Source organism: Ottowia sp., from assembly GCF_016703145.1.
Taxonomy (GTDB): domain Bacteria; phylum Pseudomonadota; class Gammaproteobacteria; order Burkholderiales; family Burkholderiaceae_C; genus Ottowia.
The window spans coordinates 1,502,964-1,522,310 of record NZ_JADJCO010000003.1; the positions used below are offsets into that span (position 1 = coordinate 1,502,964).

A 19,347-nucleotide genomic window follows, 5' to 3' on the forward strand; every position below is an offset into this window, starting at 1 on the left:
CGGCACAAGGGCGGATGGCCTGCCCGGAGGGAGTCGAACCCCCGACCCACGGCTTAGAAGGCCGTTGCTCTATCCGACTGAGCTACGGGCAGTTGAGGAAAGCAAGGGTGCGGACGGTGTGGAGAAGGTGGTCGGCGTGGCGGGATTCGAACTCGCGACCCTCTGCTCCCAAAGCAGATGCGCTACCAGGCTGCGCTACACGCCGACGAAGCGCGCATTCTACCCGCGAGTCGGTCGCGGTCAGCGGCGCTGGTACTGCGTCTTGCCGAACAGCACCTCCTTCTCGGCGTCGCTGCGCACCGGCTGGCGCCGCTCGGCCAGCACCTGCACGCCGCGCTGCACGGCGGGGCGCGCGTCGATGCGGTCGAACCAATCTTTCAGCGCGGGGTAGTCGGCCCAGTCGATGCCCTGGTTCTGCCATGAACGCAGCCAGGGGTAGATGGCGATGTCGGCCACGGTGTAGTCGGTGCCGGCCATGTAGGCGCCGGTGCGCTCGATGCGGCGGTCCATCACGCCGTACAGGCGCCGGGCCTCGCTGGTGTAGCGGTCGATGGCGTAGGACAGCTTCTCGGGCGCGTAGAGGCGGAAGTGGTGCGCCTGCCCGAGCATGGGGCCGACGCCGCCCATCTGGAACATGAGCCACTGCAGCGCTTCGTACTTGCCGCGCGTATCGAGGGGCAGCAAGCGCCCGGTCTTGGCCGAAAGGTAGAGCAGGATGGCGCCGGATTCGAACAGCGAGATGGGCGTGCCGTCCGGCCCGTCCGGATCGACGATGGCCGGTATCTTGTTGTTGGGGCTGATGGCCAGGAAGTCGGGCTGGAACTGGTCGCCCTTGCCGATGTCGATGGCGTGGACGCGGTAGGGCAGGCCGCATTCCTCCAGCATGATGTGGACCTTGTGGCCATTGGGGGTGGGCCAGGAATAGACATCGATCACGGCAGCGCTCCTTGAGAGTCTCGATGGACTGGCGTGCATTGTGGCGCCGGCAAGCGCCCTGCATCGGTCGCGAGGCGCAAACAAAAAGACGCGGTGTCCAGGCGGACACCGCGTCTTTGTTTTAGCTATATTATTTATAGCTTTTAGTGCTTATTCCGTGCGGGATGCAGGCCAATTTGGCTTGAAGCCGGTGCTCAGGAGCCGCGCGTGATCGGCATCTCCACTTCCTTGGCGCCCACGGCGTGCTTGGCCAACTCCAGCTTGGCCAGCGCGTTGCGGTGCACCTCGTCCGGGCCATCAGCCAGACGCAGCGTGCGCTGGTGGGCGTAGCTGTTGGCCAGGATGAAGTCATCGCTCACGCCGCCGGCGCCGTGCGCCTGGATGGCCCAATCGATGATGCGGGTGGACATGTTGGGCGCCACGATCTTGATCATGGCGATCTCGGCTTGCGCCACCTTGTTGCCCGCGGTGTCCATCATGTAGGCGGCTTTCAGCGTCAGCAGGCGGGCCTGCTCGATCATGCAGCGCGACTCGGCGATGCGCTCGCGCCACACGCCTTGGGTGGAGATGGGCTTGCCGAAGGCCACGCGCTGGTTCAGGCGCTGGCACATCATATCCAGCGCGCGCTCGGCCGCACCGATGGAGCGCATGCAATGGTGGATGCGGCCCGGCCCCAGGCGGCCCTGGGCGATGGCGAAGCCCTGGCCCTCACCCTTGAGCAGGTTGCCGGCGGGCACGCGCACGTTGTCCAGCACCACTTCCATGTGGCCGTGCGGCGCGTCGTCGTAGCCGAACACCGTGAGCGGGCGCAGCACTTTCACGCCCTTGGCGTTGGAGGGCACCAGGATCATGGACTGCTGCGAGTGGCGCGGCGCCTCGGGGTCGGTCTTGCCCATCACGATGTAGATGGCGCAGCGCGGGTCGCCAGCGCCGGAGGACCACCACTTGCGGCCGTTGATGACGTACTCGTCGCCCTCGCGGCGGATGGAGCATTCGATGTTGGTGGCGTCGGAGGAGGCCACGGCCGGCTCGGTCATCAGGAAGGCCGAGCGGATCTCGCCCTTGAGCAGGGGCTCGAGCCATTCATCCTTGTTGGCCTCGGAGCCATAGCGCTCGATGGTCTCCATGTTGCCGGTGTCGGGCGCCCCGCAGTTGAACACCTCGGGCGCCCAGGTCACGCGGCCCATGATTTCGCACAGCGGCGCGTATTCGAGGTTCGACAGGCCCTCGGGCGCGCGCGGCGAGCGCGGCAGGAACAGGTTCCACAGGCCGGCGGCGCGCGCCTTGGGCTTCAGTTCCTCGATGACCTTGGTGGGGATCCAGGCGTTGCCCTTGGCGCGGTTCTCGGCCACTTCACGCAGGTAGGTGGCCTCGTTGGGGTAGATGTGTTGGTCCATGAAGGCCAGCAGCTTGGCCTGCATGTCCTTGACTTTGGGGCTGAAATCGAAATCCATGACGTCTCGTCCTCGGTTGGTGGGAATGAAGTGGATCGGATGCCGGCGCAGCCGGCGATGGCGCGCTAGGCTTTTTGCGCGAACCGCCAGGCCAGCTCGGCCATCGGCCGGGCCCGGGCGCCGCTGGCGCGCGCCTGCTCGCTGGAGGCGGTGCCGGCTTCCACCCGCTTGGCGATGCCCTGCAGGATGGCGGCGATGCGGAACATGTTGTAGGCCAGGTAGAAGCTCCAATCCGGCGCCAGCGCCTCGGGCGTGGTGAAGCCGGTGCGCTCGCAGTAGCGGCGGATGTACTCGGCCTCGCTCGGGATGCCCAGCGCGGCCAAGTCCAGCCCGCCGATGCCGCGGAACAGCTCGGCGTCGATGTGCCAGGACATGCAGTGGTAGCTGAAGTCGGCCAGCGGGTGGCCCAGCGTGGACAACTCCCAGTCCAGCACCGCCAGCACGCGCGGCTCGGTGGGGTGGAACATGAGGTTGTCCAGCCGGAAGTCCCCGTGCACGATGCTGGTGAGGTCGCTCTTGGCGCTGGCGGGGATGTTCGCCGGCAGCCACTCGATGAGCCGGTCCATCTCGGGGATGGGCTGTGTCACCGAGGCGACGTACTGCTTGCTCCAGCGGCCGATCTGGCGGTCGAAGTAGTTGCCGGGCTTGCCGTAGTTGCCGAGCCCGCGCGCCTGGTAGTCCACCTTGTGCAGCGCGGCGATGACGCGGTTCATCTCGTCGTAGATGGCGCCGCGCTCGGGCGGCGACAAGCCCGGCAGCGACTGCTCCCACAGCACGCGGCCCTCGACGCACTCCATGACGTAGAAGGCGCGGCCGATGACCGATTCGTCCTCGCACAGGGCATGCATGCGCGCCACCGGAACGTCGGTGCCGGCCAGGCCCGTCATCACCGCGAACTCGCGCTCGATGGCGTGGGCCGAGGGCAGCAGCTTGGCGACCGGGCCGGGCTTGGCGCGCATCACGTAGCTGCGCGCGGGCGTGATGAGCTTGTAGGTGGGGTTGGACTGGCCGCCCTTGAACATCTCCACGGAAAGCGGGCCTGCAAAGCCCTCGAGATGCCGTTCCAGCCAGGCCGAAAGGGCGCCCACGTCGAACGCGTGCGCGCCGGAGACGGGACGGGTGCCGACGAATTGATCGGTGGTACTGCTCATGATTCCTTCAGTGATGCTATTGCTCTGCCTCGCCGATGCGCAGCAGCGCCGCCCGGTCGCGCACCACCAGGCCGGCCGGCTCGATGCGGATAACGCCCTCGCGCTCCATGGTCTTCAACTCCTGGTTCACGCGCTGGCGCGAGGCGCCCAGCAACTGCGCCAGTTCTTCTTGCGCCAGTTGCAGCGTGATGCGCACCTCGTCGTCCGCCGACAGGCTGGGCACGCCGTAGCTGCGCACCAGGTGGCTGAGCTGCTTGGCCAGGCGCGAGCGCAGGGGCAGCGTGTTCAGGTCCTCCACCTGGCCGAACAGCAGGCGGATGCGCCGCGCCTGCAAGCGCAGCAGAGCCTCGTACAGCTCGGTGTGCTGGGCCAGGATTTTCTGGAAGTCGGCGCGCGCCACGCACAGGATGGTGGTGGCGCCATGCGCATAGGCGTCGTGCGTGCGCCGCTCGCCGTCGAAGATCGCCACGTCGCCGAACCAGATGCCCGGCTCCACGTAGGTCAGCGTGACCTGCTTGCCCGACAGTGTGGTCGAGCTGACACGCACCGCCCCCTTGGCGCAGGCGATCCACTGCTCTGGGGGCTCGCCCCGGGCGCAGATCAGGTCGCCGTCCGGATAGCGTTTGACGTAGGCGCATCGAAGAATGTCGTGTCGCAGCGATGGGGAAAGGGAGGTGAACCAGCGACCACTGTTGATCGCCTCGCGTTCCTCCATGGTAAGAATGGGGTCGTCCATGGGCTGTCGTTTGAGTGACTGCGGAGGCCCCCGTTGTCACGAGGGGGACCAGCGCGTCGCCGGCGTGCTAGGGATAGCGCGGCGTCTGCTTGTCGAGGAACGCAGCGATGCCGATGCCGGCGTTGGGATGGTGCAGGTTGCGCACGAAATGCTCGCGCTCCATGGCCAGGTGCTCGGTCAGCGTATGGCCGGGCGCTTCGTTCAGCAGCTCCTTGGCGCTGGCCAGGGCGTTGGGCGCGCGGGCATTGAGTTTGTCGGCCAGCGCCAGCGCCTCGGCCAGCGCGCCGCCGGTGTCGGCGAGGCGGTTGACCACGCCCAGCGCGTGCAGGCGCTGCGCGCCAATGCGCTCGCCGGCCAGCAGCAGCTCGGCCGCCAGCGGACGCGGCAGCAGGCGCGCCAGGCTCCAACTGCCGCCGCCGTCGGGCGAGAGCGCGACGCTGCTGTAGGCCATGACGAAGACCGCGTCGCGCGCGGCCACGATGCAGTCGCAGGCCAGCGCCACCGAGAAGCCGGCGCCGGCGGCGGCGCCCTCGACGGCGGCGATCACCGGCTTGGGAAAGGCGCGGATCGCCTCGATCCAGTTGTGCAGGCTTTCGATGCTCTCGGCCTGCACCTCGGGGGGTTTCTGCCGGTTGGCCTGCAGCCGCTGCAGGTCGCCGCCGGCGCAGAAGGTGGCGCCCTCACCGGTGATGACCACGCTGCGCACTTCGGGGCTGGATTCGGCGGCGTTCAGCGCCTCCACGCCGGGGGCGTAGATCTCGGGCCCCAGCGCGTTGCGGTGCTCGGGGTTGCTGATGGTCAACACCAGGGTGCGGCCCTCGACCGTGCTGCGCAGTTCGGCGGCCATCGTCTCAGGCCTCCTCGTGCAGCAGCGACAGGCCGATGGCTCCCCGCCGGCGCAGCCAGGGGCTGGGGCGGTAGCGCGGGTCGCCGTACACGGTCTGCAGGTTGAACAGCACCTCCAGCACGTTGGTGGGGCCGAAACGGTCGCCCATGGCCAGCGGCCCGAGCGGATAGCCCAGGCCCAGCGTGACGGCGGTTTCCAGATCCTTCGGCGTGCACACGCGCTGTTGGCACATGTCGGAAGCGATGTTGACGATGGTGGCCACCACCCGCTGGGTGACGAAGCCGCCCGAGTCGCGGATCACGCTCACCGCCTTGCCGTCGCGCGCGAACAGGGCGTGCGCGGCATCGCGCATGTCGGCGCGCGTGGCGGGGTTGGTGGCCAGCACGCGGCGCTTGGTGGCCGCGTCCTCGACCAGCAGGTCGATGCCGACGGTGCGCGCGGGGTCCAGGCGCTCGACCACGGCCACCGTGGTCACGTCGAAGCCCAGCGGCGCCACCAGGGTGAGCGCCTGCGGCGAGGGCGACTGGCCGGTCTCGATCCGGGCGCCCAGGTCCTTGAGCAGTTGCAGCAGCTCGGCGCGGCGCGCGGCTCGGGTGGAGACCCACACCGGCGGGATGTCGTCCACCTGCGGCACGGGCAGCTCGGGCGCGACCTGGGCCACGCCGTCCACGTACCTGTAGAAGCCTTCGCCCACCTTCTTGCCCACCACGCCGCCGGCCAGGCGCTGCGCGGTGATGACGCTGGGGCGGTAGCGCGGGTCGTCGTAGTACTGGCGGTAGATGGACTCCATCACCGGGTGCGAGACATCCAGTGCCGTCAGGTCGAACAGCTCGAAGGGGCCGAGCCGGAAGCCCACCTGGTCCTTCAGGATGCGGTCGATGGTGGCGAAGTCGGCCACGCTCTCGCCGGCGATGCGCAGCGCCTCGGTGCCGTAGCCGCGTCCGGCGTGGTTGACGATGAAGCCTGGCGTGTCCCCGGCCTGCACCGGCGTGTGGCCCAGCTGGCGCGCGTACCGCGACAGCGCCTCGCACACGGCGGGGTCGGTCTTGAGGCCGGCGATGACCTCGACCACCTTCATCAGCGGCACCGGGTTGAAGAAGTGGTAGCCGGCGAACCGCGCCGGGCGCTTCAGCCCGGCGGCGATGGCGGTGACCGACAGCGACGAGGTGTTGGTCGCCAGCACGGCGCCGGGCTGGACGATGCCTTCCAGTTCGGCGAACAGGCTTTTCTTGACGTCCAACCGCTCGACGATGGCCTCGATCAGCAGGTCGCAGTCGGCCAGGTCGGCCAGCGCCGCGGCGGGCTTCAGGCGCGCCTTGTGGCCGGCGGCCGCCTCGGGCGTGAGCTTGCCCTTCTCGGCCAGCTTGTCCCACTGGGCGCCCAGCGCGGCCTGCGCCTTGCCGATGGCGTCGGGCTGGGTGTCGAACAGGCGCACGGTGGAACCGGCCTGGGCGGCGAGTTGCGCGATGCCCCGGCCCATGGCGCCCGTGCCGACGATGCCGACGGTGAGGAATTGAGGAGTGTTCATGGCAAAAGATTATCGTGCAGGGCGGCAAGCGGCAGTGGCATGTCGATTGCTACCTAAATAATAGCTTTTAGCGCAATACCCGTGCGGGCTAGAGGCTGAAAATGCTTGAAATCCGCGCTCAGCGCCGAACCTGCAGCGCGCCAGGGTTGACGATGTGGGTGGGCGTGCCGCGCAGGTAGTTGACGACGTTGTCGAACGCGGCGCTGAAGTACAGCTCGTAGCTGTCCTGCTCCACGTAGCCGATGTGCGGCGTGCAGATGCAGTTCTCCAGCCGCAGCAGGGCGTGGCCCTGCAGTATGGGCTCGGTCTCGAACACGTCCACCGCCGCCATGCCGGGGCGGCCGCGGTTGAGCGCGCTGACCAGCGTGTCGGCCTCGATCAGCTCGGCGCGCGAGGTGTTGACCAGCAGCGCGGTCGGCTTCATGCGTCCCAGGTCGTCGAGCCGCACGATGCCGCGCGTGCTGTCGCTCAGGCGCAGGTGCAGCGACAGCACGTCGGCCAGGGCGAAGAACTCGGCGCGCGTGGGCGCGGCGTGGTAGCCGTCGGCGCGGGCGCGTGCCATGGACGCGGGCGAGCCCCACACCATCACCTGCATGCCGAAGGCGCGCCCGTAGCCTGCCACGATCTGGCCGATCCTGCCGTAGCCCCAGATGCCCAGCGTGCGGCCGCGCAGCACCGTGCCGAGGCCGAAGTTGGGCGGCATCGACGCCGACTTCAGCCCCGACTGCTGCCAGGCGCCGTGCTTGAGGTTGCCGATGTACTGCGGCAGGCGCCGCGCGGCGGCCATGATCAGCGCCCAGGTCAACTCCGCCGCCGCCACCGGCGAGCCCACGCCCTCGGCCACGGCGATGCCGCGCTCGGTGCAGGCCGCCACGTCGATGTGGCTGCCCACGCGGCCGGTCTGCGACACCATCTTCAGGCGCGGCAGCTTCTCGACCAGCGCCCGCGTGAGCTGCGTGCGCTCGCGGATCAGCACGATCACCTCGGCGTCGCGCAGGCGCACCGACAGCTGGCCCAGCCCCTTGACGGTGTTGGTGTAGACCTTGGCCGGATAGGAGTCGAGCTTGGCCGCGCAGGCCAGCTTGCGCACGGCGTCTTGATAGTCGTCGAGGATCACGATGTTCATTCCCGCATTGTGCCCGCGCCCGGTGGCGCGGCAGGTTGATCGCCTGGCGTCGAGGGTCGATCACGGACCGCCTGCGCGGGATGCCACGCGTTCAGCGCTCGACGCCCTCGGCCAGGCGCTCCAGCTCGGCGCACACGTCGATCAGCCGACCCGAGACGCGCAGCCGGCCGGCGGCGCCGGGCGCCGCGTCCGGCACGCGGGTGACGCGCACGGCGGCGGCCAGGACCGGGCGCGGCGGGGCCGCAGGGGAAACCGCGCGCTCGGCGGCGCGCTGCCGCGCCATGGCGGCCCAGGCGCCGCCGTGCGACGGCGTGGGGCCGGGGCGGCCCAGGGCCGGGCGCGGGCGTCGGTAGCTGGGCACGGCGTGGTCGGCCAGATGGACGACGTTGGCGGCGGGGCGAGGTGCGAGGTGCAGTCCCATGTAAAACCTTTCGTGCGAGCGAGGTTGGACACAGGCGAGATTCGATGCGAGCGCTGGCCGGAGTTCGGTCTGGCGCCTGCCGGGCGCACCGCTGCAGGGTGTGGATGGCCTGCGGCGCGTCAGCGCCCGGGCCACCTGCACGCCCGCCACCTGCGGCGGTGCGGTGATCGGCGTGCGGCTACATCAGCATGCTGTTGCGGATCAGGCCGACGGCCAGGCCTTCGATCTCGAACGCCTCGCCCGGCTGCACCACGATGGTGGGGTAGTCGGGGTTCTCGGCGTGCAGCTCGATCTGGCCCTGGTGACGGTGAAAGCGCTTGACGGTGACGTCGTCGCCCAGCCGCGCCACCACGATCTGGCCGTTGCGAGCCTCGCGCGTGGCCTGCACGGCCAGCAGGTCGCCGTCCATGATGCCGGCGTCCCGCATGGACATGCCGCGCACGCGCAGCAGGTAGTCGGGGCGCTGGGGGAACAGGCTGGGTTCGAGGTGGTAGGTCTGGTCGACGTGCTCCTGCGCCAGGATGGGCGAGCCGGCGGCCACCCGGCCGATGAGCGGCAGCGCCATTTGCGCCATGCCGGGCAGCGGCAGGCTGTAGGCGTCGCCGCGCAGGCTGGCGCGGGCGGCGCCCTTCAGGCGGATGCCGCGCGAGGCGCCCGACGTGAGCTCGATCACGCCCTTGCGCGCCAGCGCCTGCAGGTGCTCCTCGGCGGCGTTGGCCGACTTGAAACCCAGCTCGGCGGCGATCTCGGCGCGGGTGGGCGGCGCGCCGGTGCGCGCGATGGCGCTCTGGATGAGTTGCAGGATCTGCTGCTGGCGGGCGGTGAGCTTGGGCGTGTCACTCATGATCGGCCTGACCTGTGTTGATATCCAGTATCTGTATTTTTAACCAGTTTCTTGGGTGGCGCAAGTCCCCGGGGCGGAAAACAAAAACGCCCCGCGGAGGGCGGGGCGTTCAGGGCAGGGGTGCGGGGGCTGGCGCTTCAGCTCGCCAGCGCCTGCAGCGCGCGGTCCTTGATCTCCTCGACCGAGCCGGTGCCGCTGATCTTGCGGTACTTGGGCGCGGCGGCGGCGTCGCGGGCAGCCCAGTCGCTGTAGTAGTCCACCAGCGGGCGGGTCTGCTGGGTGTAGATGTCCAGGCGCTTGCGCACGGTGTCTTCCTTGTCGTCGTCGCGCTGCACCAGCGTCTTCGCCGGTGACGTCGTCCTTGCCCTCGGCCTTGGGCGGGTTGAACTTGACGTGGTACGTGCGGCCCGAGGGCGGGTGCTGGCGCCGCCCGCCCATGCGCTCGATGATGGATTCGAAGGGCACGTCGATCTCCAGCACGTAATCCAGCTTGACGCCAGCCTGCTTCATCGCCTCGGCCTGCGGGATGGTGCGCGGGAAGCCGTCGAACAGGAAGCCGTTGGCGCAGTCGGGTTGGGCGATGCGCTCCTTCACCAGGTTGATGATCAGCTCGTCGCTGACCAGCCCGCCCGCGTCCATGACGCTCTTGGCCTGAAGCCCCAGCGGCGTCCCGGCTTTGACGGCGGCGCGCAGCATGTCGCCGGTGGAGATCTGCGGGATGCCGTGTTTCTGGCAGATGAAGGTCGCTTGCGTACCCTTGCCGGCGCCGGGGGCGCCCAGAAGAATGAGTTTCATTGTGCTCCTCAGGTGGTGTGGCCGGAGGCCCGTGGTTCGGGCTGGCGTGTCTTGTAGCCGAATCCCGTGCAAGATCGGGCGGCGGGCAAGAATAGCATGCGCCGGCCCGTGTCCCGGCGACCGGGCGTCAGGCGAACAGGGCGCGCACGCGGGCCAGGTCCTCGGGCGTGTCCACGCCGGGGCCGGGCGCGTGCGCGGCCACGTGCACGGCGATGCGGTGGCCGTGCCACAGCGCGCGCAGCTGCTCCAGCGCTTCGCACCGCTCCAGCGGCGCCGGCGTCAGCCGGGGGAAGGCGCGCAGGAAGCCGGCACGGTAGGCGTACAGGCCGATGTGGCGCAGCGGCGTCGGGTCGGCCGGCAGGGCGGTGATGCCGCCGGCGAAGCCGTCGCGCCACCAGGGCAGCGGCGCGCGCGAGAAGGCCAGCGCCAGGCCCTGGGCGTCGGTGATGACTTTCACCACGTTGGGGTTGGTGAATTCTTCTACGCTTTTGATAGCGTGCGCCGCAGTGCCCATACGGGCTGTGGGCTGATTTGGCAACAAATCGGCAACGGCGTCGATGAGGGCCGGGTCGATCAGCGGCTCGTCGCCCTGCACGTTGACGACGATGGTGTCGTCGGGCAGGCCGAGCTGCTCGCAGGCCTCGGCCAGGCGGTCGCTGCCGCTGGGGTGGTCGGCGCGCGTGGCCAGCGCCCGCACGCCATGGGCGGCGCAGGCGGCCAGGATCTCGGGCGCGTCGGCGGCCACCACCACCCGCGCCGCGCCGGACAGCGCCGCGCGCTCGGCCACGCGCACCACCATGGGCTTGCCGGCGATGTCCGCGAGCGGCTTGTTGGGCAGCCGGGTGGACGCGAGGCGGGCGGGGATGAGGACGGTGAAGCTCATCCTAGTGATCCATTGCGCTGCGCACCACCCGCGACTCATGAAACTCAACGAGCCCAATGGCCGCGGAGCAGGCCATGCCAGTGCACCCGTGGCCGGGGTTTCCCCGGCCGGCGGGTGCGCCCCCTCCCAGGGGGGAGGCGGAACATCGCGCAGCGAGTGGAGCCTGGGGGTAGCTCATACCAGTGGCGTGCGCGGGGGCAGCGCGGCCAGCTCCTCGTCGGACAGCGTGCGCGCCTCGCTTTCGAGCATGATGGGAATGCCGTCGCGCACCGGGTAGGCTAGGCGCGCCGAGCGCGAGATCAGCTCGTGCCTCTCGCGATCGTGGTCGAGCGGGCCCTTGGTGACGGGGCAGACCAGCAGTTCGAGGAGTTTCGGGTCCATGTTCTCAGTGCGCGGAAGAGGTGGACGCGAGTTTATCGCCCGCCCCCCGCGGGGCGCCGGCGCGCCAGCCGCTCGTCCAGCGCGGCGAGGAAGGCGGCCGGCACGTGCAGCGCCAGCGGCACGGCCAGGGCGTCGGGGCGGTGGTGCCACAGCTTCAGCGCATCTTTTTCGGTGCAAATCAGGCTCTGGCCCGCATGGGTAATGTGCGAATAGCTATTGAAATCGTAGTGATCCGGCAGCGCCGTGGCGCTGTCCAGCGTCAGCCCCGCGTCGCGCAGCATGGCGAAGAAGGCCTCGGGCCGGGCGATGCCGGCCACGGCGGCCAGCGACGCGCCGCGCAGGCCGGCCAGCGGCACGCGGGTGCCGTCGGCGCGCACGGCCTCGGGCGCCAGCGTGCGGGTGGCGCGGTGCGCGGGCACGCCGGGGGGCAGGGCGATGGCGCCGGCGTCGCCGTCGGTCAGCAGCACCAGGTCGACCGGGCGCGGCCAGGGCTCGCGCAAGGGGCCGGCGGGCAGCGGCCAGCCGTTGCCGGTGCCGCGCGCGTCGAACACGGCGACTTCGACGTCGCGCGCCAGCGCCAGGTGCTGCAGGCCGTCGTCGCAGACCAGCACGTCCACGCCGGGGTGGGCGGCCAGCAGGGCGCGCCCGGCCTCGGCGCGGCGGGCGGCCACCCACACGGGCACGCCGGCGCGGCGGCGCAGCAGCAGGGGTTCGTCGCCCACGTCGCGCGGGTCGGCGCCCGGCTGCACCTCGCGCACGTCGCGCGTGACGCGGCCGTGGCCGCGCGAGACGATGCCAGGGCGCCAGCCCCGCGCGCGCAGATGCTCCACGATGGCCAGGGTGGTGGGCGTCTTGCCGGCACCGCCTGCGATGACGTTGCCGACCACGACCACCGGCACGGGCAGGCGGCTGCTGGTCAGCACGCCGGCGCGGTACAGGCCGCGCCGCAGCGTCGTCAGCGCGCGGTGGAGCTGCGCCAGCGGCCACAGTGCCCAGGCCAGCGGCCCGCGCCGGGCCCAGGCGGCGCGCAGCGCGCGTTCCAGGCCGGCACGGGCGCGCGGCGGCATGGCGCTGGGCCCTCGGTCAGCGCCGCGCGCCCGACTGCGCGGCGAAGGTGATGCGCTGCAGCCCGATGCGACGCGCCGCCTCCAGGGCGGTGATCACGGCCTGGTGGGGCGCGGAGGCGTCGGCGCTGATGATGAGCACGCTGTCCGGCGCCGCCTCGGCCGCGCGCAGGGCGCTGGCCAGTGCGTCCACCCCGCGCCCTTCGAGGGGCTGTTGGCCGACGGCGTAGCGGCCGTCGGCGGCGACGGCGACGATGATCTCCCTGGGCCGGTCGCGCTGCGCGTCGGCGTCGGCCACGGGCAGGGTCAGCTGCAGCTCGGTGAACTTGCTGTAGGTGGTGGTCAGCATCAGGAAGATCAGGATCACCAGCAGCACGTCGATGAACGGGATCAGGTTGATCTCCGGCTCCTCGGGCGGGTGCGGGCGGAACTTCACCGCGCCGCCTCCCTGGCGGCGCCGGGGCACAGCGGCTCCAGGTGGCGGGCGAAGCGCTCGGCCGCCAGCTCCAGCTCCAGCACGTAGCCGTCCACCCGGGCACGGAAATAGCGCCAGAAGATCAGCGCCGGGATGGCCACGATCAGCCCGAACGCCGTGTTGTACAGCGCCACCGAGATGCCGTGCGCCAGTTGCGCCGGGTTGCCGCCCGACAGCGAGCCGGCCGGCGCCTGCGAACCGAAGATCTCGATCATGCCGATCACCGTGCCCAGCAGGCCCAGCAGCGGCGCGGCCGAGGCGATGGTCGCCAGCGCCGGCAGGTAGCGCTCCAGCTGGTGCGCCACCTGACGGCCGGCCGCCTCCATGGCGGCGCGCATCTCGTCGGGGCTGCACCGCGGGTTGTGGTTGATGGCGCGCCAGCCGGCGGCCAGCACCTGGCCCAGGGCGCTGTGCTGCGCCAACTGGTTGACCGTGTGCGGCGCAGGCGGCGCGGTGCGCGACACGCCGATGGCCTCGTCCACCAGGCCGGGCGTCAGCACGCGGGCGGACTTGAGCTTGATGAAGCGCTCGGCGACGAAGGCCAGCGCCAGGATGGAGCACAGGATGAGAGGCCAGATCGGCCAGCCAGCGGCTTGTATGATCGAAAGCAAGGGGTGTTCTCCACGGCGCGTCCCCGGTTCTCGGCCCTTGTCGAGGCGGCGCTGGTTCTCGAGAAGTGAGTGCGCGCGATTATCGCCCAGCACGCCCGCCGCGCCCGGGCCTCCTGCGCCCCTCTGCCCCACCCGCCGTTGTGCACAGTTTCTGTGGATAACTTTGTGAAGAAACCGGCGTACAAATGACGTCCAGCCAGATTTCATGCGGCCCGCGACGGGTTGATGAACAAATGGACACAAGAAAAGGCATGTATATCAATGACTTGCACGTGCTTATCAGGCTTTTTCAAGGTGATTTGCCCAGTGCGTCGCCTGGGCGACACGTTGTGGAGTAGTGGCCGCCCACATCGCCCCCAAACTCCCCGCCAACCCGCATGAACACTGGCTTTGCGGATCGAAACCCAGCAACGGCGCCGCGCGTGTGGCAAGTTGGCGCGCTGACGCGCGCCGTGGCGCACGCGCTGGAGGCGCGCTTCAACCCGGTGGCCGTGCGCGGCGAGGTGTCGGGCTTCACGCGCGCGGCCAGCGGGCACTGCTACTTTTCACTTAAGGACGAGGCGGGCCAGTTGCGCTGCGCCATGTTCCGCCGCGCCGCCGGCCTGCTGGACTTTGCCCCGCGCGAGGGCGACCAGGTGGAGGTGCGCGGGCGCCTGGCGGTGTACGAGGCGCGGGGCGACCTGCAACTGGTGGTCGAGTCCATGGCGCGGGCCGGGCAGGGCGCGCTGTTCGAGCAGTTCCTGCGCCTCAAGGCTCAATTGGAGGCCGAGGGCATGTTCGACGCCGCCCGCAAGCGCCCGCTGCCCGCGCTGCCGCGCGGCATCGGCATCGTCACCTCGCCCGGCGCGGCGGCGCTGCACGACGTGCTGACGGCCCTGGCGCGGCGCGTGCCGCACATCCCGGTGCGGCTGGCGCTGGCGGCGGTACAGGGCGCCAGCGCGCCCGGGGAGTTGTGCGATGCGCTATCAAAATTGTATTTTCTAGCGAAGGATGGACGCGGGCTGGAGGCCGATTCGACTGAAAAATCCGACGCGCCGCCGATCGACGTGATCCTGCTGGTGCGCGGCGGCGGCTCGATCGAGGACCTGTGGGCCTTCAACGATGAGCGGCTGGCCCGCGCCATCGCCGCCAGCCCCGTGCCGGTGATCGCCGGCGTGGGGCACGAAACCGACTTCACCATCGCCGATTTCGTCGCCGACCTGCGCGCGCCCACGCCCACGGCCGCCGCCGAGCTGGCCAGCCCGCCGCGCGCGCAATGGCTGGCCGCGCTGGACGCTGCCCAGGATCGCCTGCGCCGCGCCGCCGGCCGCCGGCTGGACGCCGAGGCCCAGCGCCTGGACTGGCTGGCCGGCCGCCTGGGCCGGCCCTCGGCCGCCGTTGCCGCCGAGCGGTTGCGCCTGGCCCGCCGCGCCCAGCGCCTGCACCACGCCAGCGTGTGGCGGCTGCAGCAGGAGCGCACCCGGCTCGACCGCCTGGCCGAGCGCCTGACGCGCGGCCTGCCGCCCCCCGTCGCCGCCGCGCGCGCCGGGCTGGAGCGCCTGGCCGAACGCCTGCCCGCCGCCCTGCGCGGCCGCCTGGACGCCGCGCACCAGCGGCTGGAGCGCGCCGAATGGCGCCTGGCGGCGCTCGACCCGCGCCAGGTGCTGGAGCGCGGCTACGCCTGGCTGGAGGACGAGCAGGGACGGCCCGTCACGCGTGCCGCCGACACGCGGCCCGGCCAGGCGCTGGCCGCCACCCTGGCCGACGGCAGGGTCGATCTCGCCGTCATCGGCCGGCGCACGCGCTGACTTCCTACAATGCGCGGGCGCCGGGCGGGTCTATCATGGCCCGCTCCCCCCAAAATCCATCCCACGACGACCAAGGAAAACAGCATGGAACGCACCCTGCCCCCCCTGCCTTACCCCATCGACGCCCTGGCACCCGCCTACAGCCAGGAGACGCTGGAATACCACCACGGCAAGCACCACAAAGCCTACGTGGACAAGCTCAACGAGTTGCAGAAAGGCACCGAGTTCGAGAACATGGAACTCGAGGACGTCATCAAGAAGGCCCAGGGCGGCATCTACAACCAGGCCGCGCAGATCTGGAACCACACCTTCTTCTGGAACTGCATGAAGCCGAGCGGCGGCGGCGAGCCGGCCGGCGCGCTGGCCGACGCGATCAACAAGAAGTGGGGCTCCTACGCCGACTTCAAGAAAGCCTTCGTCACCAGCGCCGTGGGCAACTTCGGCAGCGGCTGGACCTGGCTGGTCAAGAAGGCCGACGGCTCGGTCGACATCGTCAACATGGGCGCCGCCGGCACCCCGCTGACCACCGGCGACACCCCCGTGCTGACGGTGGACGTGTGGGAACACGCCTACTACATCGACTATCGCAACCTGCGCCAGAAGTTCGTCGAAACCTTCTTCGACAAGCTGGCCAACTGGGACTTCGCGGCCAAGAACTTCGGCTGATCCGCGCCCCGCTCGGAACCCCACCGCCTTCGGGCGGTTTTTTCATGCCTTTTCGGACGCCAGCCAGTGCCAATGAAGCGCAGGTTGCTATAAAAAACAGAGTATCCGAGGTCGCCGTCAGCGGCGCTTGAACACCTCGCCGCCCAGCCGATGGCCGGCGCGCAGGTGCTTGGCGGCGAACCAGCCCTGGTTCATCTCCAGTACGTAGCGCACCGGCCTGGCCGAGCAGTGGCTGCGCTCGTCCAGCGGCTTCATGTCGACCAGGTTGGCGATGGTGCCGTCGTCGTCGACGAAGGCGGCGGTCAGTGGGATCAGCGTGTTCTTCATCCAGAAGCACTGCACCGCCGGCTGCTCGAACACGAACAGCATGCCCTCGTGCTGCGGCATCGCCTGGCGGTGCATCAGGCCGGTCTGGCGCTGCTGCGCCGTGGCGGCGACCTGGGCGTCGATGCGGTGCATGCCGGCCGTGAGCGTGGTGCGCGGCAGGTCGAGCTGCGGCGCGCCGGTCGGCGGCTGCAGCGCCCGCGCGGGCGCGGACAGCAGCAAGGCGGCGGCCAGGGCGGGCAGAAGGCGGGTCAAGGTCTTCATGCGCGCATTGTCGCCGCTAGAATTTCCTTGGCTTTCGAACATGATTTTTCCCAGGAGACGCAGCATGGACCAGCACATCAAGGTGCCCGCCGGCGGGCAGAAGATCACTGTCAACCCGGACTTTTCCCTCAACGTGCCCGACCAGCCGATCGTTCCGTACATCGAGGGCGACGGCACGGGCTTCGACATCACGCCCGTGATGATCAAGGTGGTGGACGCGGCGGTCGAGAAGGTGTATGGCGGCCGGCGCAGGATCCACTGGATGGAGGTGTACGCGGGCGAGAAGTCCACCCGGGTCCACGGCCCCGACGTGTGGCTGCCCGAGGAGACGCTGGCCGCGCTGAAGGAGTACGTGGTGTCCATCAAGGGCCCGCTGACCACGCCCGTCGGCGGTGGCATCCGCTCGCTCAACGTGGCGCTGCGCCAGGAGCTGGACCTGTACGTGTGCCTGCGCCCGGTGCGCTACTTCAAGGGCGTGCCCAGCCCGGTCAAGGAGCCCGAGAAGATCGACATGGTGATCTTCCGCGAGAACAGCGAGGACATCTACGCCGGCGTCGAGTGGGAAGCCCAGAGCGAGAAAGCGAAGAAAGTCATCAAGTTCCTGCTGGACGAGATGGGCGTGAAGAAGATCCGCTTTCCCGAGACCTCGGGCATTGGCATCAAGCCCGTCTCGCGCGAGGGCACCGAGCGCCTGGTGCGCAAGGCCATCCAGTACGCCATAGACAACGACAAGCCCAGCGTGACCCTGGTGCACAAGGGCAACATCATGAAGTTCACCGAAGGGGGCTTCCGCGACTGGGGCTACGCGCTGGCGCAGCGCGAGTTCGGCGCCGAGCTGATCGACGGCGGCCCGTGGTGCAAATTCAAGAACCCCAAGACGGGCAAGGACATCATCGTCAAGGACAGCATCGCCGACGCCTTCCTGCAGCAGATCCTGCTGCGCCCGGCCGAATACTCGGTGATCGCCACGCTGAACCTGAACGGCGACTACATCTCCGACGCGCTGGCCGCGCAGGTGGGCGGCATCGGCATCGCGCCCGGCGCCAACCTGAGCGACAGCGTGGCCTGCTTCGAGGCCACCCACGGCACCGCGCCCAAGTACGCCGGCAAGGACTACGTCAACCCCGGCTCCGAGATCCTCAGCGCCGAGATGATGCTGCGCCACATGGGCTGGACCGAGGCCGCCGACAAGATCATCAGCGCCATGGAAGGCGCCATCCAGAGCAAGAAGGTCACCTACGACTTCGCCCGCCTGATGGAAGGCGCCACGCAGGTGAGCTGCTCGGGCTTCGGGCAGGTGATGATCGACCACATGTAGCCCCCGTCGCCCCGCGTCGCGCGGCGTCCCGCAAGGCCCCGGTTTCGTGACGGAGATCGGGGCCTTCGCCTTGGTGCGTCCCGAGCCCGGCACGGGCCGCGTCCATGACGCCGATCAAACCCGCGTCCGGCCCCGCGACCGAGAATGCCGCCGTACAGCCAGCCCCGGCCGCCATGGCGGCGGCCGATGCGGCCCACGCTGTGACGTGTCCAGGAGGTTGACATGCCCGTCCCCGCCGCCCCACGGCCCGGTCCGGCCGATCTGCAACGCTGGGTGGAAGCGGCCGTCCTCGCGCCCTCCAGCCACAACACCCAGCCCTGGCGCTTCCGGCTGCGCGGCGGCGGCATCGACCCGCGGGCCGATCGCACCCGGGCCTTGCCCGTCAACGACCCCGGCGACCGCGAACTCACGATCAGCTGGTGCGGCTCGTGGTGCGGCACGTCGACATGGACCGCGGCGCCGGCGCCAGGGACGGGCGACTGGCGGACGAATCGCCCGCGCTGGCGGTCCTGAGCACGGCCGGCGACACCGTGGCCGACTGGCTGGCCGCGGGCCAGGCCCTGCAGCGGCTGCTGCTGGTGGCGGCCCAGTGGGGGCTGCAGGCGGCGTACCTGAACCAGCCGGTGCAGGCGGCCGCGCTGCGCCCGAGGCTGCAGCAGCTCACGGACGGGCCCGGCTGCGCGCAAATGCTGCTGTGCCTGGGCGCGCCGTTGGCGCCGGGGCCAGCCGCGCCGCGCCGGCCGCTGGCCGACGTGCTGGTGGCGGACTGACGGGCATGCCGCACGCGACGGTGCCCCCGTGGCTGGCCCTGGCGCTGCTGCAGGCGGCGCTGCCGATGCTGCTGCTGGGCTGGTTGCTGGCCATGCCCCCGGGCGGCCGGCTGAGCTGGCTCGCGCAGGCGGCGGGGACGGGCGCCCTGCTGCTGTGGCTGGGCGTGGCGGGCTTGTGGACCGTGCCGCCTTGGTGGGCGGTCGGGGTGTACGCCGCGCTGGGGCTGTGGGCCGGCGACGAGGCCCGGCGGGCCTGGTCCGGGCGGCGGCCGCCGCCGGGGGTGCTGCCGTCGCTGCAATGGCCGCTCGACGGTGGGACCTTCCTGGTGGTCAATGGCGGCAGCGACATCCGCCTCAACGCCCATCTGGAGACGCAGGACGCCAGCGTGCCGCGCTTCGCGCGCTGGCGCGGCAACGGGCACGCCGTGGACCTGGTGGCGCTGGACCGCTGGGGGCTGCGCGCCAGTGGGCTGCAGCCGGCCGACTTGGCCGCCTACCGCATCCAGGGCTGGCCCGTTCGCGCGCCGTGCGCGGGCCGCGTGCTGATCGCGCAGGACGGCCTGCCGGACATGGTGCCGCCCCGGCACGACGTGCCCGACCGGCTGGCCGGCAACCACGTGCTGATGGCGTGCGGCGAGCTGCACGTGCTGCTGGCCCACTTCCGCCAAGGCAGCGTGCAGGTGCGCGCGGGGCAGCACGTGCGGGCCGGCGACGGGCTGGCGGAGGTCGGCAATTCCGGCGGCAGCGATGAACCGCATCTGCACGTGCATGCGCAGCGGCCCGGCCCTCCCGGCATGCCGCTGGGCGGCGAGCCCGTGCCGGTTCGCTTCGAGGGCCGCTACCTGGTGCGCGGGCAGCGGATCAGCGTGCCCGCGCGCACCGGCCCTGCCGCGGAGGAGAGCACGCCATTAAAGGAAAAAGTGCCTGCATCCCGCACGGAATAAGCGCGATAAGCTATATATTTAA

The 19,347-nt window shown here is 70.4% G+C and carries 21 protein-coding genes, 2 tRNA genes and 1 pseudogene; 6 read left to right on the plus strand and 18 right to left on the minus strand.

What is annotated here, in order from left to right:
• Positions 1-15: 15 nt before the first annotated feature.
• From IPG65_RS10940 to IPG65_RS11020, 17 genes and pseudogenes are all read right to left on the minus strand, one after another.
• Positions 16-92 (minus strand) — tRNA-Arg (locus IPG65_RS10940).
• Between the two features lie 36 nt (positions 93-128).
• Positions 129-205, minus strand: a tRNA-Pro gene (locus IPG65_RS10945).
• Positions 206-240: 35 nt separating this feature from the next.
• Positions 241-936: a glutathione S-transferase N-terminal domain-containing protein gene (locus tag IPG65_RS10950; protein WP_293189333.1), complete on the minus strand. Its 696-nt coding sequence runs from the start codon at positions 934-936 to the stop codon at positions 241-243.
• Between the two features lie 194 nt (positions 937-1,130).
• Positions 1,131-2,390 (minus strand): acyl-CoA dehydrogenase family protein, encoded by a 1,260-nt coding sequence (locus IPG65_RS10955; protein WP_293189335.1) that lies wholly within the window; start codon positions 2,388-2,390, stop codon positions 1,131-1,133.
• Between the two features lie 65 nt (positions 2,391-2,455).
• Positions 2,456-3,541 carry a phosphotransferase gene (locus tag IPG65_RS10960; protein WP_293189337.1) on the minus strand — a complete coding sequence of 362 codons (1,086 nt, stop codon included), beginning with the start codon at positions 3,539-3,541 and terminating at the stop codon, positions 2,456-2,458.
• Between the two features lie 16 nt (positions 3,542-3,557).
• Entirely contained in the window at positions 3,558-4,277 is a 720-nt protein-coding gene (locus IPG65_RS10965; protein WP_293189339.1) for a Crp/Fnr family transcriptional regulator, read from the minus strand.
• Positions 4,278-4,344: 67 nt separating this feature from the next.
• Complete coding sequence (locus tag IPG65_RS10970) at positions 4,345-5,124, minus strand: oxepin-CoA hydrolase, alternative type (protein WP_293189341.1); 780 nt, start codon at positions 5,122-5,124, stop codon at positions 4,345-4,347.
• A 4-nt stretch (positions 5,125-5,128) separates the two neighbouring features.
• The gene (locus IPG65_RS10975) at positions 5,129-6,652 is read right to left on the minus strand and encodes a 3-hydroxyacyl-CoA dehydrogenase (RefSeq protein WP_293189343.1); all 1,524 of its coding nucleotides are present in this window, start codon (positions 6,650-6,652) and stop codon (positions 5,129-5,131) included.
• Positions 6,653-6,770: 118 nt separating this feature from the next.
• On the minus strand, positions 6,771-7,778 hold the full coding sequence (locus IPG65_RS10980; RefSeq protein ID WP_293189345.1) for a D-2-hydroxyacid dehydrogenase family protein: 1,008 nt from the start codon (positions 7,776-7,778) through the stop codon (positions 6,771-6,773).
• Between the two features lie 91 nt (positions 7,779-7,869).
• Positions 7,870-8,199, minus strand: a complete 330-nt coding sequence (locus IPG65_RS10985) for a hypothetical protein (protein WP_293189346.1) — start codon at positions 8,197-8,199, stop codon at positions 7,870-7,872.
• Between the two features lie 178 nt (positions 8,200-8,377).
• Positions 8,378-9,043, minus strand: coding sequence for a transcriptional repressor LexA (lexA, locus tag IPG65_RS10990; RefSeq protein WP_293189348.1), 666 nt, complete (start codon positions 9,041-9,043; stop codon positions 8,378-8,380).
• Between the two features lie 137 nt (positions 9,044-9,180).
• Positions 9,181-9,838: pseudogene (gene adk, locus IPG65_RS10995) on the minus strand (adenylate kinase).
• A gap of 127 nt (positions 9,839-9,965) precedes the next feature.
• Entirely contained in the window at positions 9,966-10,721 is a 756-nt protein-coding gene (gene kdsB / locus IPG65_RS11000; RefSeq protein WP_293189350.1) for a 3-deoxy-manno-octulosonate cytidylyltransferase, read from the minus strand.
• A gap of 174 nt (positions 10,722-10,895) precedes the next feature.
• Positions 10,896-11,102, minus strand: coding sequence for a Trm112 family protein (locus IPG65_RS11005; RefSeq protein ID WP_293189352.1), 207 nt, complete (start codon positions 11,100-11,102; stop codon positions 10,896-10,898).
• A gap of 32 nt (positions 11,103-11,134) precedes the next feature.
• Positions 11,135-12,169, minus strand: coding sequence for a tetraacyldisaccharide 4'-kinase (gene lpxK / locus IPG65_RS11010; RefSeq protein WP_293189354.1), 1,035 nt, complete (start codon positions 12,167-12,169; stop codon positions 11,135-11,137).
• A gap of 16 nt (positions 12,170-12,185) precedes the next feature.
• Complete coding sequence (locus IPG65_RS11015; RefSeq protein ID WP_293189356.1) at positions 12,186-12,602, minus strand: biopolymer transporter ExbD; 417 nt, start codon at positions 12,600-12,602, stop codon at positions 12,186-12,188.
• Positions 12,599-13,252: a MotA/TolQ/ExbB proton channel family protein gene (locus IPG65_RS11020; protein ID WP_293189358.1), complete on the minus strand. Its 654-nt coding sequence runs from the start codon at positions 13,250-13,252 to the stop codon at positions 12,599-12,601. Before IPG65_RS11020 ends, IPG65_RS11015 begins: the two co-directional genes overlap by 4 nt.
• Positions 13,253-13,629: 377 nt before the next feature.
• Here IPG65_RS11020 and xseA point away from each other — a divergent pair, with 377 nt between their 5' ends.
• Positions 13,630-15,039: an exodeoxyribonuclease VII large subunit gene (xseA, locus tag IPG65_RS11025; RefSeq protein WP_293189360.1), complete on the plus strand. Its 1,410-nt coding sequence runs from the start codon at positions 13,630-13,632 to the stop codon at positions 15,037-15,039.
• Positions 15,040-15,123: 84 nt separating this feature from the next.
• Positions 15,124-15,705, plus strand: coding sequence for a Fe-Mn family superoxide dismutase (locus IPG65_RS11030; RefSeq protein WP_293189361.1), 582 nt, complete (start codon positions 15,124-15,126; stop codon positions 15,703-15,705).
• A 117-nt stretch (positions 15,706-15,822) separates the two neighbouring features.
• On the opposite strand, the gene IPG65_RS11035 is transcribed toward IPG65_RS11030, so the two are convergent.
• The gene (locus IPG65_RS11035) at positions 15,823-16,293 is read right to left on the minus strand and encodes a DUF192 domain-containing protein (RefSeq protein ID WP_293189363.1); all 471 of its coding nucleotides are present in this window, start codon (positions 16,291-16,293) and stop codon (positions 15,823-15,825) included.
• Positions 16,294-16,357: 64 nt separating this feature from the next.
• On the opposite strand from IPG65_RS11035, the gene icd reads away from it, so the two are divergent.
• The 4 genes from icd (at position 16,358) to IPG65_RS11055 (ending at position 19,325) form a co-directional block, all read left to right on the plus strand.
• Positions 16,358-17,611, plus strand: coding sequence for an NADP-dependent isocitrate dehydrogenase (icd, locus tag IPG65_RS11040; protein WP_293189365.1), 1,254 nt, complete (start codon positions 16,358-16,360; stop codon positions 17,609-17,611).
• A gap of 222 nt (positions 17,612-17,833) precedes the next feature.
• The gene (locus IPG65_RS11045) at positions 17,834-18,124 is read left to right on the plus strand and encodes a nitroreductase family protein (protein ID WP_293189367.1); all 291 of its coding nucleotides are present in this window, start codon (positions 17,834-17,836) and stop codon (positions 18,122-18,124) included.
• Complete coding sequence (locus tag IPG65_RS11050; protein ID WP_293189369.1) at positions 18,058-18,381, plus strand: hypothetical protein; 324 nt, start codon at positions 18,058-18,060, stop codon at positions 18,379-18,381. Before IPG65_RS11045 ends, IPG65_RS11050 begins: the two co-directional genes overlap by 67 nt.
• A gap of 5 nt (positions 18,382-18,386) precedes the next feature.
• On the plus strand, positions 18,387-19,325 hold the full coding sequence (locus IPG65_RS11055; protein ID WP_293189371.1) for a M23 family metallopeptidase: 939 nt from the start codon (positions 18,387-18,389) through the stop codon (positions 19,323-19,325).
• Positions 19,326-19,347 lie beyond the last annotated feature (22 nt).